This window comes from Vibrio nereis NBRC 15637, assembly GCF_001591105.1.
Classification (GTDB): domain Bacteria; phylum Pseudomonadota; class Gammaproteobacteria; order Enterobacterales; family Vibrionaceae; genus Vibrio; species Vibrio nereis.
Map to the genome: position 1 here is coordinate 217,064 of NZ_BCUD01000004.1, position 14,315 is coordinate 231,378.

The following is a 14,315-nucleotide window of genomic DNA, read 5'->3' on the forward strand; positions in this document are numbered from 1 at the left end:
TGTATAGAAAATGCTAATGCGTTAAGGGCTAGACTGATTTTCCGTCACGGAAAATAGGCAACACGAATCCTGTTCGAGTGCCGATAACCAGCACTAAACCTTGGCATTAACGTTGATTAAATTTGGAATTTAGTGGTGCTTGGACGTCTCAAGCACTAAACGATAACCCAGCCCCGGCTCGGTTTTTAATAGCCGCTGTTCGTCAGCACTATCGTTCAGTTTTTTGCGTAGTTGACTCACTAACACGCGTAAATAGTGAGTATCTTCGACATGACTTTTTCCCCAAATCACCGCTAGCAAATGAGTTTGCTCAATGAGTTTTCCCGGCTTGAGAATCAACTGTTCAATGAATGAAAACTCTTTCTTGGTGAGTGGAATTTCCCTCTGATCCAACCAAAATTGGTGAGTACTTTTGATGATTTTGACTCGGCCAGCCACCAGCTCATCAGCGATGGATTGCTCATCAACCAAATCTCGAACCAGCACTTTGATGCGCGCGATGAGCTCTTTTACGCCAAAAGGCTTGCTCAAGTAATCATTCGCGCCCGCTTCTAAAAGGCGGATTTTTTCCTCTTCTTGATCGCGAGCTGTCAGCACTAGCACTGGCGTTTTATACGTCTGACGAAGTGTATTGAGAAACTCCGTCCCATCGCCGTCGGGCAAGCCTAAATCAAGCAGAATAACGTGCGGTGAATGCGCTTCGAAACACGCTTTGGCTTCTGCAATGGTACTCGCGCCAATGTAATCAAACCCTTCAGCAGACAGCGAAATTCGAATAAAGGTATGAATGCGAGGCTCATCGTCCACGACTAAAACTTTGTAACTCACGCCTGCTCTGCTCCTTGATTGAGTGGAAGTCGAATGCGGATCAGCGTCCCTTCTGATACTGGCATAGATTGAATCTCTCCTTGGTGCGCGGTGATGATGCCTTTGGCAACCGCGAGTCCCATTCCGGTGCCTGAATCGGCCGATTTGTTGTTCGCGCCGGAATAGAAAAGGCTGAATATTTTTTCCGCATCTTCAGCTTTGATGCCAATCCCCATGTCCCGAACATCAATCACGCACGACGAACCCTGCTTAGAAAGAGAAACCTCAACAGATTCACTCTCTGGCGAAAATCGCATGGCATTATCCAGCACATTAAAAATCGCTTGTTCGATGAGCGAACGACTTACTGACAAATAGCCTACGGCATAATCCATATTCATGGATACTTTCTCGGTGTAATTCGGCAAACGAGAAACTGCATCCTGCACAATATTCGCAATAGGCTCATCTTTTTTGGTAATTTTTAATGTGCCATGTTGGAGCTTAGTCGCCTGTAAGAGGTTCTCTATATATTGATGCAAGCGGTGGCTTTCTGAAGTCGCACTGTCGAGCAATTCTTTGCGCTCTAAGTCATTGAGCTTGGGCATGTACTCGTTGAGTGTGGTCAGTGTTCCAATAATGGTTGCCAGCGGCGTGCGTAGGTCATGGGACACCGATAGCAGGATGCTGTTTTGCAACTTGGTTTGTTTTAACTCGCCCTGCTGGCGACGATAAAGATCTGCAAAAGTGCTGGTGATAAATGCCACCACCATAAACACGACTAGATTAAAAATGTCTTCCGGACGAAACATCTGCAAAGAGTAACGAGGCGTCGTGAAAAAGAAGTTGAAGCTCAACGCTTCGATCACCGCCGCCGCATAAGCGAATCGCGAGTTGCATTGAAACGCCACCACCACGACTGCTAACTGCAAAATCAGTAGGACGGCAGCCGTAGAGCCAAACAGTTGGTCTAACAGCCATGAGGCCACAACCGCGCCAACAATCACGATGGCAGAAAAGAGAAATGTGTTATCTCGCCAATGAGCAAACATAAAGTACATCAACCAAAATTCGATGCAGAAACTTTAGCAAAAGCCCATTCGGAGTTCGCGTAAAAAAAGCGTAAAAAATTCAATAACGACAGTCAGTTATAAACATAATCATCATTAAGTTGGCCTAACTTAATGAATAATCACAAGTAAACTTCGACCATTGGCTCCTACCCAGCCGGTATCAAAAACAAGCACAAAAAAAGAGCAACGATGCTCTTTTATTCTACTAAGCTACAACTAAACTCGATACAACTAATCGATTGCCCGTGCAGTTTGGCAAAGTCTTCAACCACCCGTACTCGGCGGAATCCATTTGAGGTTAACACACGCTGTGAAGCCGTATTACTCTGCTCGGCATAAGCAAATAAGCGTTTGAAGCCTTCTTCTTTCAGCTTTACTTTAGCAAGTGCCAATGCGCCCGTAGCGACCCCTTTTGAAGTGAATGCCTTTCCTACCCTATAGCCAACATGCGCAGTACCTTTCCTACTATTAAGGCTGGTAAAGTTCATTCTGCCAATGATTTCCTGCTCGTTATTTTTGATTAGGAATGGCAACAATTGATGGCATTTATAGTCGAGCAAAAATTCTTGTATGTGCTCGGTAACGCCTTGCAAACAGTAAAAGTCTGATTCGCGTGGAGGGATAAATTGGTCAAACCAATCCTTGTTATTCTCTTCAAATTCCAAGAGCTGCTCTGCATCGTCTAGGCAGAGCAGCTCTAATGTGAATTTTTGAGTCTCCATACTTCTATTCAATCGTTATCCCTTAGAATGATTGTATTAACGCTTTTTGCCACGACCAGCATGAATTTTTAGTTTAGCCTTCATTTTACGTTTTTCAGATGAGCGGCTTTTTCTTTTTGGCGAGCGATCAGGTTCAATATCTTCAATCAAGCTTGGCTCAAAACCTTGCAGCCACTCTTGCGGTAAGCGGGTGTCTAACAGGCGCTCAATCGCTTCAAGTAAGTATTCCTCGTCGCGGCTCATCAAAGACGCAGCAAAGCCTTCTTTACCAGCTCGACCAGTACGCCCAATGCGGTGTACATAATCTTCTGCTTTATAAGGCATATCGAAGTTAACAACCTGCTCAAGCTGATTGATGTCTAGCCCTCGAGCTGCCACGTCAGTGGCGATAAGAGCTCGCACTTTGCCTGATTTAAAATCATCTAACGCTTTTTGACGCGCGCCTTGACTCTTATCACCATTGATAGATGCCGCCTTAATACCATCTAGCTTAAGTTCTTTCGCCAGTGCATCACTGCCTTGCTTGGTTTTAGTAAAGACCAAAACTTGCTGCCAGTTTCGTGAACCAATGAGATACGCCAGCAGCTCAGCTTTGCGCTTTTTGTCCACTGGGTAAACGAGCTGCTTAACGGTTTCTGCAGTACTGTTGGTTGGTGTAACTTGCAACTCAACTGGCTCATCAAGCAGTTTGTAAGCAATGGTCTTAATCCGTTTATCAAATGTGGCTGAAAAGAACAGCGTTTGACGTTCAGGTGAAATCTTTTTCAGAATGCGCTGAATATCGGGCATAAAACCCATATCAAGCATGCGGTCCGCTTCATCGAATACCAAATAATGAGTCTTACGTAGATTGATGTTCTTGCAAAATAGATGGTCTAAAAGTCGACCAGGCGTTGCGATCAAGATGTCGCAGCCGTTTAAAAGGTTTCGAGTTTGAACGTTCATGCTGGTGCCGCCATAAGCCGTCACAATATGTAAATCCGTTCCCGCTGCGTATTCAATCAGATTGTCAAAAACCTGCTGAGCCAATTCACGCGTTGGAACCAAAATGAGCGCCAAAACATCATTACTTTGCGGATCGCGTTTTATGTCGGAGTCTACTAACCTTTGGATTAACGGCAAACCAAACGCTGCAGTTTTACCCGTGCCCGTTTGCGCGCCAGCTAAAACGTCTTTGCCTTCCAACACATGAGGGATAGCATGTTGCTGAATCGGCGTAGGTTCATGAAAACCCAACTTTTCAAGAGTGGTCAAGAGTAATGGACAAAGGCCCAATTGCTGAAATGTAGACATGGAGTTATTCCGAATAAAACAGGACGGGTGATTCTATCAGAATCGTCGAGCAGCGTTTAGTACATCTGGGTACAGGGTATTAAATACTTTAACCAACTCATCGTAGTGGCTATCTAATGTACTAAAGCAGTTTGCTAGTTCACCCATTCTGGGCGTTCGAGTAGACATCCTTTGCAAAGCATATTCGATATTGTCCAGATCTTGGTAAGATTCCATCCACCTTCCCTGCCACATCGCGCCCGTCACTTGTGTGAATCGCTCCGGTAACAGTGGCTTAGGGCTCTCATTATGTATGATGGTTTGCTGCTGTTGGCAGAATTTACTCAGCGCCATTTTATGGTAATGATGCCAATTTGCCGCGAGGCAGTGATCCCAAAACATATCAAGCGCGATACCAGAAAACCGCCTTTGCTTACCCTGAAACATAAGACGAGCCTCTCGTACCAATTCATGATTATCGGTATAAGAATCGACAAACCGGTGTAACTTGATGCCTTGCACTATCTCAGAGGAAAACTGGTTGTCTGGATTTCCCTTAACAAAGTCACCCAATAAATTACCGAGCGCGCTAGATTCACAGTGTTCAGCGATATGAAGGTGTGCAAGAAAGTTCATTTGTACCTTGTGCTCTTTGAGTTTCTCTTTTCATAAAAGCACAAAGCCAGCGCGATTGCACTGGCTCACTTAGTTAAACCTGCTTGTTAGAGGTTCAATGATTAGTTGTTGAAGATATCTTCTGCAAGCTCTTCGATTGACTGTTCGTAATCTGACAGCTCAAAGCCAATTTCCATTGCATCGAGTAGCTCTAGGCTTTCTTCATTTAATGCGTGGTCACTCATCCTGGACCTCCTGTTACTTAGTTTAATTTCTATCTACGTAGATAGCGTGGTCTATTATCCCTTTGTAAATCACTTATATGACAGTTTTTTGAAAGAACAAAGCAAAAGTTTCAGGTGGTTTGAGCTTAATCTCAAGCAAACGTTTCCTATTTTTAAAAACAACTAGGTGTAAATAAATTAATACACCAACGGTAATTTATATGTACATTTCTCTTGAAAAGCACCGTTTAATTTTACACAATGGCGTCATCGGTGGTTATCTGAACCAAAACTTGTCTATTACATGGTCAGATTAACTAAATAATAACTATAAACGTAAAGATATTTATACATGAACAAATCAAAGGTTTTAGGAAGTACTTTGATCATTGCTGGCACAACCATTGGTGCCGGAATGCTCGCTCTGCCCCTTGCTTCAGCAGGTATTGGTTTCTCAACTTCACTTATGATCATGGTTGGCCTTTGGGCGTTTATGGCCTACACCGCCTTACTGATGATAGAAGTCCACCAGCATGCAGACCAAAGCGCTACATTACACACGCTGGCTAAACAGTTTTTAGGAACCAAAGGGAAATGGGTCGCAAGTTTCGCGATGATGTTCCTTTTCTACTCTCTATGTGCAGCGTACATTGCCGGTGGTGGTTCTCAGTTTGGTGAGCGTATTGCAAGCTTAAGTGGTATAGAAGTGTCTTCAACGACCGCCACTCTACTCTTCACTTTTATCGTGGCGTCTATCGTTACGGTAGGCACAGCGACGGTTGATAAAGTAAACCGCGTACTGTTCTTGGTAAAAATCATTGCTATGGCTTTGGTACTCACATTCCTAGCGCCTAACGTAACTGAATCTTACTTGCTAAGTATGCCTGTAGAACAAGGCCTTGTGATTGCTGCTATTCCGGTTATTTTCACCTCTTTCGGTTTTCATGGCAGTATTCCAGCGGTTGTTAATTACTTAGACGGACACACACCGTCATTGCGTAAAGCGATTCTGATTGGTTCTGCTATCCCGCTCATCATTTACATTTTCTGGCAAGTTGTGACTCTGGGTGTCGTTAACCAGTCTACGCTATTAGAAAATCAAGGTTTGAGCGCGCTTATCTCTACACTCTCAACGACAGTGCATCAATCAAACCTTGGTCAAGCGATTGGCATCTTCGCGGACCTAGCGCTTTTGACCTCTTTCTTGGGTGTTAGTCTGGGTTTATTTGAGTTCCTTGGCGACACAATTAAAAAGCGCACAAAGGGTAACTCACGTTTACTGGTTGCTTTGGTTACGTTCTTACCACCAATGGGTTTCGCCTTGTTTTACCCTCAAGGCTTTATTATGGCGCTGGGTTACGCTGCTATCGCTTTGGCTGTATTAGCTATCTTCCTACCTATCATGATGGCGAAGAAAGCACGTACTCAAGCAGAAGACTCTCACTACCAAGTGTTTGGTGGCAATGTTGGCCTTGTGGCAAGCAGTGTGATCGGTTTTGTTATCATCAGTGCACAAATCTTGATTACGTTCGGTGTGCTGCCAGCTTTAGGCTAATCAGAAATAATTGGTAGACGAGCGGCTCACCTGAGCCGCTTTTTTTGATCCTATTAATTAAAAAATCGATAAAACTTCGTGGTAAATGTAATTTTTTAGTCACTGCTACGTTCTTATTATTACGATAACTAAAAGCTATTTGACGGGGTTAATATGAAAGTGAAGTTTAAGTTTGTTTTGTCCGCTCTTGCTGCCGTCGCTGCCATAACCTCTTTTTTAGGCACAGCTGACAGCGATATGTCTCGTACAAACGCTTCTGGGGATATTGAAGTTGCGACGTTAGCGGGCGGGTGTTTTTGGTGTACCGAGTCAGATTTGGAAAAACTACCTGGTGTGGTAGACGTTGTGTCTGGTTATTCAGGTGGTGAACTTGAGAATCCCACCTACAAGCAAGTATCGTCTGGCAAGTCAGGGCACATTGAAGTCATAGAAGTTAAGTTTGATTCGGAACAAGTTAGCTATGAACAGGTTTTAGACCAATTTTTCCGTCATATAGACCCAACGGATGATAAAGGATCATTTGTCGATCGCGGTCCTCAATATCGTCCAGCCATTTTCTACCATAACTCACAGCAGAAGCAGATCGCTGAGCAGTTTATGCAAGAGATCGATGAGCTTGGTGTTTTCCAGGCGCCACTCAAAACCGAGCTAATCAAGTTTGAGAAGTTTTGGCCAGCGGAAGACTACCACCAAGACTACTACAAACGTAATAAGATCCGTTATAACTACTATCGTTATGCTTCAGGGCGAGATCAGTACCTAGACAAAATATTTGGTGAAGACCGTAACGAAAAGCCGGTAACACTGCGTGAGTTAATCAATCAAAGCAAAACAACAGCGAACGCGAAAACCTACACCAAACCCAGTGATGCTAAAATCAAAGCAACGCTCACTGACATGCAATACTACGTCACTCAAGAAGATGGTACAGAGCGCGCATTCGAAAACGAGTATTGGGATAATAAACGCGAAGGGATATACGTGGATATTGTCTCTGGTGAACCTTTGTTCTCATCAACTGATAAATACAAATCTGGCACAGGTTGGCCAAGCTTCACCAAGCCAATCAGCGATAAGTATATTGTCACGCAAACCGATTTTAAGCTGATTTATCCTCGTACCGAGGTGCGCAGTAAATTTGCCGACTCGCATTTAGGTCATGTGTTTAAAGACGGCCCGAAACCAACAGGATTGCGCTACTGCATGAACTCAGCTGCGATGCGATTTGTCGCGAAAGAAGATATGAAAAAAGAGGGCTACGTAGATTATCTTTACTTATTCGACCGCTAGTCCATCCAAATGTCGGGTAAAGAAAAGGCCAACGATGATTCGTTGGCCTTCGTTTATCTACAACCGTGCTATTTGCTTAATATTACTTCATCACGCGGGCTTTAAAGTTACGCCCTTTCATCTTGCCTGTTTGGAGTTGTTTAAGCGCTGGTTTGACGACGTCATGCTCAATCGCAACATAAGAAACCATAGGTAAGATATTAATTTTACCGATTTTTTTACCGTCGATACCTGCTTGCTTAGTTAGCGCGCCTAAGATATCACCCGCACGTACTTTTTGCTTTTTACCACCCAGGATCTGGATGGTTTGCATGCTTGGGTAGAATGGACGTTCAACTGGCTTTTCTGGCAATGTTGAAGGTGAAATCGCGATATCCATGTACTCATCAATTCGAGCCACTCGATATTCTTCTTTCTCGCTGTAGAAGCTAAACGCAACACCTTTTGAACCCGCGCGGCCAGTACGACCAATACGGTGCACGTGTACTTCAGGATCACGTGACAACTCAAAGTTGAAGACTGCGTCTAGGTTGTCTACATCTAAACCACGTGCGGCAACGTCGGTCGCGACAAGAATAGAAATACTCTTGTTAGCAAACATGGTGAGCGCTTGTTCGCGTTCACGTTGTTCCATGTCACCATGAAGTTCAACCACACTAAACCCGCGGTGTTTGAGCTCATCCGTCACATTTTGAACTTCTTTTTTGGTATTACAGAACACAACCGATGATTCGGGCTTATGAGTCAGCAACAGTGCTTCTAACGCATCATCACGTTCTTCTGTCGTGTTTAGTTTGAAGAAACGCTGCTCAATGGTGCTGTGTTGGTGCGTTGACTCTACTTTCACCATCTCAGGCTGCTTCATAACCTTAGCAGACAACGACTCTATGTTGTGTGGGAAAGTCGCGCTGAACAATAATGTTTGGCGGTCTGTTGGCGCTTGTTCGATGATGGTATCGATCGCATCTTCAAAACCCATGTCCAGCATGCGGTCCGCTTCGTCCAGAACTAGAGTATTCAGTTCATCTAGGCTGATACGCCCTTTCGACATGTGATCCAAAATACGGCCAGGTGTACCTACCAAAATATGCGCACCGTGCTCCAGTGAGCCAATTTGTGGCCCCATAGGCATGCCGCCGCATAGTGTAAGCACTTTGATGTTGTGAATACCACGAGCCAAAGTACGAATCTCGGTCGCGACTTGGTCAGCCAGTTCACGCGTTGGACAAAGTACCAAAGTTTGCACACGAAAACGCTTAACATTCAGGTTGGTAAGCAAGCCTAGTGAGAAGGCCGCCGTTTTACCTGAACCGGTTTTACCCTGACCAATCACATCTTTGCCTGCGAGCACAATCGGCAGTGCTTGTTGCTGAATAGTGGTCATTTCCGTGTAGCCTAGCGTGTCCAGTGTTTCGAGTAACTCTGGTCTTAGGCCAAGTGTTTTAAATGAAGTTGTCACATCTATACCTTTAAAGGATTCGCTGAATTTACAGTGTGAACTCAGCGATAAAAACTAAAAACCGCCTCAACTGGGAAGCGGTTTTAAAATCAATCTGTCGTCAATCGGCTCGTTAACGGATTCCGTGCAGAAACTCATGTCTGGTTGCCGAATTGGACTTAAAAATACCACCTAAAGCTGTGGTTGTGGTTTCGCTGGTTGCGTCCATGACTCCACGGGATTTCACGCAGTAGTGTGTAGCATCAATCGTTACCGCAACATCGTCCGATTCCAGCAACGTTTGCAACGCAACCAAAATTTGCTGCGTCATACGCTCTTGCACTTGAGGGCGCTGGGCAAAGAAACGAACGATACGGTTGATCTTAGAAAGCCCGATGATCTTACCACGTGGAATGTAAGCAACTGCGGCACGGCCATCGATAGTCACTAAGTGATGCTCGCAAGTGCTGGTGACGGTAATGTCTTTCACTCGTACCATTTCACTCACATCCATCTTATTTTCGATGACAGTGATCTTAGGGAAATTTGAATAGTCTAAACCAGAGAAAATTTCGTCCACATACATTTTTGCAATGCGATGCGGTGTTTCTTCAAGGCTATCATCAGTGAGGTCTAGCTCTAACAGAGATAAGATTTCACGCATATGATACTGAATCTTTTCTTTTTTCTCTTCTCTGCTGAACTGATTAGGCACCATTGGCGTCTCTAATCCTCGACGTTCTAGCGCATCTTTTACCAACATTGCTGATTCGCTAAGACCTGACATTCCACTTCCTCTTAATTCGTCAAGAATCCCAATACGAGATTACCCCTTTAGGATGGCAGACAAGGATACTCGGATTTTTGAATAATTACACCCATATTTTATAGGGGGTCATTATTGCCATTATTAATTCTGTGGTAGAGTGACCAAAACAAATTATTATAAGCACTTAGGATTTTGTTATGGGCTGTTGTGATGCGCCGGGCTTAATGCCACTTGAAGATGCGATGGAGAACATGCTATCGCGTATTAAACCAATTCAAACCACATTACAGTTACCTCTTGCTGAAGCGATTGGATACGTCTTAGCTGAAGACATTCTCTCTCCCATTTTCGTACCGCCCTTCGATAACTCTGCGATGGACGGTTACGCCATCCGCATTGCGGACCTTGAAAAGAACAACACGATGCCTGTCGCAGGCAAATCTTTCGCAGGCCAACCTTTTGAGGGCGAATGGCCGCAAGGTAGCTGCGTACGTATTATGACAGGTGCAAAAATCCCTGACGGTTGCGACGCGGTCATCATGCAGGAAAACACCGAAGTCACTGAGCAAGGTGTTACTTTCACGCAAACTGAAGTAAAACCACAAAACAACATTCGCCCTACGGGTGACGATATTCGTCAAGGCGATATCGTGCTACCAAAAGGCGCTCGCCTAACCTCTCGTGATATTCCAATGATTGCGACATTGGGCGTTAGTCATGTAACGGTTGTGCGTAAACCTCGCGTGGCATTCTTCTCTACTGGTGATGAACTTAAACCATTGGGCCAACCTTTGGCCGAAGGTCAAATCTACGACAGCAACCGCTACGGCATTAAACCGCTGATTGAAAACTTCGGTTGTGAACCAATCGACCTCGGCATTATTCCAGACTGTCCTGAAACGCTGAAAGCGACATTTGAGCAAGCACAATCGCTGGCAGATGTAGTGGTAACATCGGGCGGCGTAAGCGTTGGCGAAGCCGACTACACCAAAGACATTTTGGAAGAGCTAGGTGAAATTGGTTTTTGGAAACTGGCGATCAAACCAGGCAAGCCTTTTGCGTTTGGCAAGCTTTCTACAGCTTGGTTCTGCGGCTTGCCGGGTAACCCTGTCTCCGCCGTGCTAACTATGTACGTACTTGTTCAGCCGATGCTGGCGAAACTGTCGGGTCACACCGAATGGAAAGCACCAGAATCCATTCCGGCAACAACCAAAACAGCATTCAAGAAAGCACCAGGACGAACCGATTACCAACGCGGTATTTACACTATCGAAGACGGCAAATTTGTGGTTGAAACCACGGGCAACCAAAGCTCTGGTGCATTCCGTTCCATGAGCTTGGCCAACTGTTTTGTCGTGCTTGAACGCGAACGTGGGCGCGTAGAAGTCGGCGAAACCGTCAATATCCAGTTATTTAACTCAACACTGTACTAGGAGTTAACTTTGGAGATCCTGTCTGATCAAGAGATGCTTCGCTATAACCGTCAAATTATTCTTAAGCAGTTTGATTTTGAAGGCCAAGAAGCACTGAAACAGAGCTCTATCCTAGTACTCGGCGCAGGTGGTTTGGGTTGCGCGTCAACCCAATACCTTGCTACTGCTGGCGTGGGCGCGCTGACGTTGATTGATGATGATGTTGTCGAGCTATCTAATTTGCAGCGACAAGTGCTGCATCATGATGCTGACATTGGCAAACGTAAAGTGGATTCGGCAGCGCAATCACTAAAGCAATTAAACCCATACCTTGAAGTGCGCACCATCGATAAACGCTTGAATGATGATGACCTGAAAACGCTTATCGCTGATCACACTTTAGTGTTAGACGCCTCTGACAACGTCGAAACTCGAAACCAGTTAAACCGCCTTTGCTACACGCTTAAAAAGCCGCTTGTCTCTGGCGCTGCAATTCGTATGGAAGGACAAGTAAGTGTCTTCACTTACCAAGACGAGTCACAGCCTTGTTACCAATGCTTAAGTGCTCTTTTCGGCAGTGGCGCATTAAGCTGTGTTGAAGCGGGCGTGATGGCGCCTGTAGTTGGCATTATTGGTGCGGTACAAGCAATGGAAGCCATCAAGGTGATTGCAAGCTATGGGAAACCTAAGCAAGGCAAGATTCTGATTCTGGATGCTCTAACCATGTCATGGCGTGAGATGAACCTGATGAAGATGCCAACTTGCCCTGTGTGCGGTTCCAACTCTTAACTTAGTGTGTAAGGGTGGTTGAGGGTCTTTGATATTAATGAGTAATACTAAGATATATCTCGCCACCTTTTTTACCAGCTTGATCGTGCTGATTCTGCTACTCTATTTTCAACCTACAAATCGTAGCGATACTCAAGTTGGGTTTGTTGTTTCTCAAACCGAGACTCAATCTCTCGATGGACATCGCCGCTACCTGTCCGTACGCACTCAAACTAACGAGTTAATACTGATTCAATCCCCTGTAAACGCTAACTGCCCTAAAGGCTACCGCGTTGCTTTCAAAGAGGAACAAGGGCTGACTCAAAAAACAATGTCGTATAAATTTGTCAGTTGTTCCAATAACTAAATGAAAAGGAATGGTTTATGTCACCTCTGGTAACCCCTCAATGGCTTAACACTCAAGCGACCAATTCAAATCTTGTTATTTTAGATGCCAGCATCACGTTCCAGATCCCATCAGAAACAGAGAAAGACCAAGAAAACGTCATTCCTGGATCAATCCGATTTGATTATGACCATGTTTTTTGCGACCCCGATTCTAAGCTTCCTCATATGATGCCTTCTGAAGCGCGCTTTAATCGGCTTGCTCAACAGATCGGCCTTAACAACGAATCTGTAATTGTGGTTTACGATAACAGCGGGACATTTGCATCCCCTCGCGCATGGTGGATGTTCAAAGCTATGGGACACAAAGAGGTTTATGTTCTGAACGGTGGCTTAACTGCCTGGAAAGAGCAAGGGTACCCAGTCGCGCAGAATTACAAAGAGGTTACTCGAGAAGGGAATTTTCAGGGCACTCTCAACCCTAACTATTTCGTCGATGCATCTTACGTGAACATGCAAATCAATGAGCCAAGCAGCCTAACGGTTGACGCACGATCTCACCAACGTTTTAATGCTGAAGTGCCAGAACCAAGAGCTGGCATTCGCAGCGGTCACATACCAAACTCGGTTTGTTTACCCTTTGCCCATGTCATGGACAAGTACCGAATAAAAGCACCCGAAGAACTGAAAGAAGAGTTATCTCCCGTTCTACCGACAGACAAAGAACAATACCTATTTAGCTGTGGTTCTGGTGTAACGGCGTGTATTATTCTTTTGGCAGCGCACACCTGTGGCTACGAGAACCTTGCCGTTTACGATGGGTCGTGGACGGAATGGGGAGGCAATAGCAACCTACCAATAGAGTAACCTAAGCTTGATAAAGGCTCCCACCTCGCTCTTTAAGTTAGCGGGCTGGGAGTTCGCCCACCTCTCCTATCTATTACTCAATAGCTTATTTCGTGATATTAACTTCTGCGAACCCACTTCTATTGATGGTATTTCCCTAACTCTTTCCTATAGTTAATTAAGATAATCCCATTGTTACTAGATTGCAGGAGGTTACATGGCTTTCACGAAACTCCTTGTACCCATTGCGCCTGAGCAAGAGGTCAACCAAGCCCTACACCAAGCGTTTGTATTCGCTAATCAACAGTCTGCTCATGTTACTTTGTTGGTAGTGATTAAAGAGTTAGCCGAGTTTAAAGACATCTACCATATATCAGGGACAGCACTAGATATTCTTGATAAAGCGACGGAGTTTTATCATCAAGCCATGGAAGATCATGTACAAACCCTTACCAAGCAATATCCGCAGATAACATTTTTAGTTAAGGTACGCGTAGGCATTCCGTATATTGAGATCATTAAAGAGGCTAACGAATCTCAATCGTCCATGGTCATTATTGACTCTCATAGAGAAGATAGAGAAGAGGCCTGCCAGCGAGGGAGTAATACGCTGAATTTGATGCGCAAATCTGAAACCCCTATTTGGTCAATCGCCACTCACTCAGCGCCGATAAAAAATGTCGTCGCGGCAATCGACCTAACTAATCAAGATTATCAAGACTTCAACAAGAAACTGATTGCTCTCGCGCATGAGTTCTGCGCTTCAATAAATGCCAGCCTTACGTTTTGCCATGTGTGGAAATTAGAGTCTGAGGGATTTTTAAGAGACTGGAGTGGCTATAAAGACATTGATATCGCCCTACTTTCGCAAAAAATGCGACAAGAACGGATGGAGCGGCTCAAAGTATTATTGGCTCCCCACGAGAAAAGTTCAGTGCCAATGCAAGTTGAGTTGTTGGAAGGAGAAACACGACAAGTGCTTCCACAATACGTTAGCGATAATGGTATAGACTTAGTGATCCTTGGCTCTATGTCGCGCACAGGCATCTCAGGATTCGTGATGGGAAACACAGCGGAGTCAATGATCAATCAGTTGAACTGCTCAGTGATAACAATGAAGCCCGATAGCTTTAAATCCCTCATCTAAACTGATAAGCCATAACAACGCTTGAGTCGTTA

The 14,315-nt window shown here is 44.8% G+C and carries 15 protein-coding genes; 7 read left to right on the plus strand and 8 right to left on the minus strand.

Going from position 1 to position 14,315, the window contains the following annotated elements; genetic code table 11:
• Window positions 1-129: 129 nt before the first annotated feature.
• The 6 genes from VNE01S_RS06540 to VNE01S_RS19690 all read right to left on the minus strand — a co-directional run bounded on the left by VNE01S_RS06540 (window position 130) and on the right by VNE01S_RS19690 (window position 4,734).
• The gene (locus VNE01S_RS06540) at window positions 130-828 is read right to left on the minus strand and encodes a response regulator transcription factor (protein ID WP_053394728.1); all 699 of its coding nucleotides are present in this window, start codon (window positions 826-828) and stop codon (window positions 130-132) included.
• The gene (locus VNE01S_RS06545; protein WP_061781634.1) at window positions 825-1,859 is read right to left on the minus strand and encodes a sensor histidine kinase; all 1,035 of its coding nucleotides are present in this window, start codon (window positions 1,857-1,859) and stop codon (window positions 825-827) included. The genes VNE01S_RS06540 and VNE01S_RS06545 overlap by 4 nt, the downstream gene beginning before the upstream one ends.
• Window positions 1,860-2,077: 218 nt before the next feature.
• Entirely contained in the window at window positions 2,078-2,602 is a 525-nt protein-coding gene (locus tag VNE01S_RS06550) for a GNAT family N-acetyltransferase (RefSeq protein ID WP_053394727.1), read from the minus strand.
• A gap of 36 nt (window positions 2,603-2,638) precedes the next feature.
• Window positions 2,639-3,895 carry a DEAD/DEAH box helicase gene (locus VNE01S_RS06555; RefSeq protein ID WP_053394726.1) on the minus strand — a complete coding sequence of 419 codons (1,257 nt, stop codon included), beginning with the start codon at window positions 3,893-3,895 and terminating at the stop codon, window positions 2,639-2,641.
• A gap of 36 nt (window positions 3,896-3,931) precedes the next feature.
• Window positions 3,932-4,510, minus strand: a complete 579-nt coding sequence (locus VNE01S_RS06560) for an acyl carrier protein phosphodiesterase (RefSeq protein WP_053394725.1) — start codon at window positions 4,508-4,510, stop codon at window positions 3,932-3,934.
• 101 nt (window positions 4,511-4,611) lie between these two features.
• On the minus strand, window positions 4,612-4,734 hold the full coding sequence (locus VNE01S_RS19690; protein WP_281178088.1) for a hypothetical protein: 123 nt from the start codon (window positions 4,732-4,734) through the stop codon (window positions 4,612-4,614).
• A gap of 331 nt (window positions 4,735-5,065) precedes the next feature.
• Between VNE01S_RS19690 and VNE01S_RS06565 the strand changes: the two genes are divergently transcribed.
• Together VNE01S_RS06565 and msrB are read left to right on the plus strand one after the other, a co-directional pair.
• The gene (locus VNE01S_RS06565) at window positions 5,066-6,268 is read left to right on the plus strand and encodes an aromatic amino acid transport family protein (RefSeq protein ID WP_053394724.1); all 1,203 of its coding nucleotides are present in this window, start codon (window positions 5,066-5,068) and stop codon (window positions 6,266-6,268) included.
• 153 nt (window positions 6,269-6,421) lie between these two features.
• A complete protein-coding gene (gene msrB / locus VNE01S_RS06570; RefSeq protein ID WP_053394723.1) occupies window positions 6,422-7,558 on the plus strand; it encodes a peptide-methionine (R)-S-oxide reductase MsrB in 1,137 nt (378 codons plus the stop codon).
• Window positions 7,559-7,640: 82 nt separating this feature from the next.
• Here msrB and dbpA read toward each other — a convergent pair whose 3' ends face one another.
• Window positions 7,641-9,017 carry an ATP-dependent RNA helicase DbpA gene (gene dbpA, locus VNE01S_RS06575; protein WP_053394722.1) on the minus strand — a complete coding sequence of 459 codons (1,377 nt, stop codon included), beginning with the start codon at window positions 9,015-9,017 and terminating at the stop codon, window positions 7,641-7,643.
• Window positions 9,018-9,129: 112 nt separating this feature from the next.
• Window positions 9,130-9,783 (minus strand): GTP cyclohydrolase I FolE, encoded by a 654-nt coding sequence (gene folE, locus VNE01S_RS06580; RefSeq protein ID WP_053394721.1) that lies wholly within the window; start codon window positions 9,781-9,783, stop codon window positions 9,130-9,132.
• A gap of 179 nt (window positions 9,784-9,962) precedes the next feature.
• On the opposite strand from folE, the gene moeA reads away from it, so the two are divergent.
• The 5 genes from moeA (at window position 9,963) to VNE01S_RS06605 (ending at window position 14,283) form a co-directional block, all read left to right on the plus strand.
• The gene (gene moeA, locus VNE01S_RS06585; protein ID WP_053394720.1) at window positions 9,963-11,198 is read left to right on the plus strand and encodes a molybdopterin molybdotransferase MoeA; all 1,236 of its coding nucleotides are present in this window, start codon (window positions 9,963-9,965) and stop codon (window positions 11,196-11,198) included.
• Window positions 11,199-11,207: 9 nt separating this feature from the next.
• On the plus strand, window positions 11,208-11,966 hold the full coding sequence (gene moeB, locus VNE01S_RS06590; RefSeq protein ID WP_053394719.1) for a molybdopterin-synthase adenylyltransferase MoeB: 759 nt from the start codon (window positions 11,208-11,210) through the stop codon (window positions 11,964-11,966).
• 37 nt (window positions 11,967-12,003) lie between these two features.
• Window positions 12,004-12,312, plus strand: a complete 309-nt coding sequence (locus VNE01S_RS06595) for a hypothetical protein (protein WP_053394718.1) — start codon at window positions 12,004-12,006, stop codon at window positions 12,310-12,312.
• 17 nt (window positions 12,313-12,329) lie between these two features.
• Entirely contained in the window at window positions 12,330-13,157 is an 828-nt protein-coding gene (locus tag VNE01S_RS06600) for a sulfurtransferase (RefSeq protein ID WP_053394717.1), read from the plus strand.
• A 196-nt stretch (window positions 13,158-13,353) separates the two neighbouring features.
• On the plus strand, window positions 13,354-14,283 hold the full coding sequence (locus tag VNE01S_RS06605) for a universal stress protein (protein WP_053394716.1): 930 nt from the start codon (window positions 13,354-13,356) through the stop codon (window positions 14,281-14,283).
• Window positions 14,284-14,315: the final 32 nt, after the last annotated feature.

Bases quoted from the DNA above. Each gene is read 5' to 3' on its own strand.
- VNE01S_RS06545 (WP_061781634.1), bottom strand. From the start codon at position 1,859: ATGTTTGCTCATTGGCGAGATAACACATTTCTCTTTTCTGCCATCGTG.
- VNE01S_RS06550 (WP_053394727.1), bottom strand. From the start codon at position 2,602: ATGGAGACTCAAAAATTCACATTAGAGCTGCTCTGCCTAGACGATGCA.
- VNE01S_RS06555 (WP_053394726.1), bottom strand. From the start codon at position 3,895: ATGTCTACATTTCAGCAATTGGGCCTTTGTCCATTACTCTTGACCACT.
- VNE01S_RS06560 (WP_053394725.1), bottom strand. From the start codon at position 4,510: ATGAACTTTCTTGCACACCTTCATATCGCTGAACACTGTGAATCTAGC.
- VNE01S_RS19690 (WP_281178088.1), bottom strand. From the start codon at position 4,734: ATGAGTGACCACGCATTAAATGAAGAAAGCCTAGAGCTACTCGATGCA.
- VNE01S_RS06565 (WP_053394724.1), top strand. From the start codon at position 5,066: ATGAACAAATCAAAGGTTTTAGGAAGTACTTTGATCATTGCTGGCACA.
- msrB (WP_053394723.1), top strand. From the start codon at position 6,422: ATGAAAGTGAAGTTTAAGTTTGTTTTGTCCGCTCTTGCTGCCGTCGCT.
- folE (WP_053394721.1), bottom strand. From the start codon at position 9,783: ATGTCAGGTCTTAGCGAATCAGCAATGTTGGTAAAAGATGCGCTAGAA.
- moeA (WP_053394720.1), top strand. From the start codon at position 9,963: ATGGGCTGTTGTGATGCGCCGGGCTTAATGCCACTTGAAGATGCGATG.
- VNE01S_RS06595 (WP_053394718.1), top strand. From the start codon at position 12,004: ATGAGTAATACTAAGATATATCTCGCCACCTTTTTTACCAGCTTGATC.
- VNE01S_RS06600 (WP_053394717.1), top strand. From the start codon at position 12,330: ATGTCACCTCTGGTAACCCCTCAATGGCTTAACACTCAAGCGACCAAT.
- VNE01S_RS06605 (WP_053394716.1), top strand. From the start codon at position 13,354: ATGGCTTTCACGAAACTCCTTGTACCCATTGCGCCTGAGCAAGAGGTC.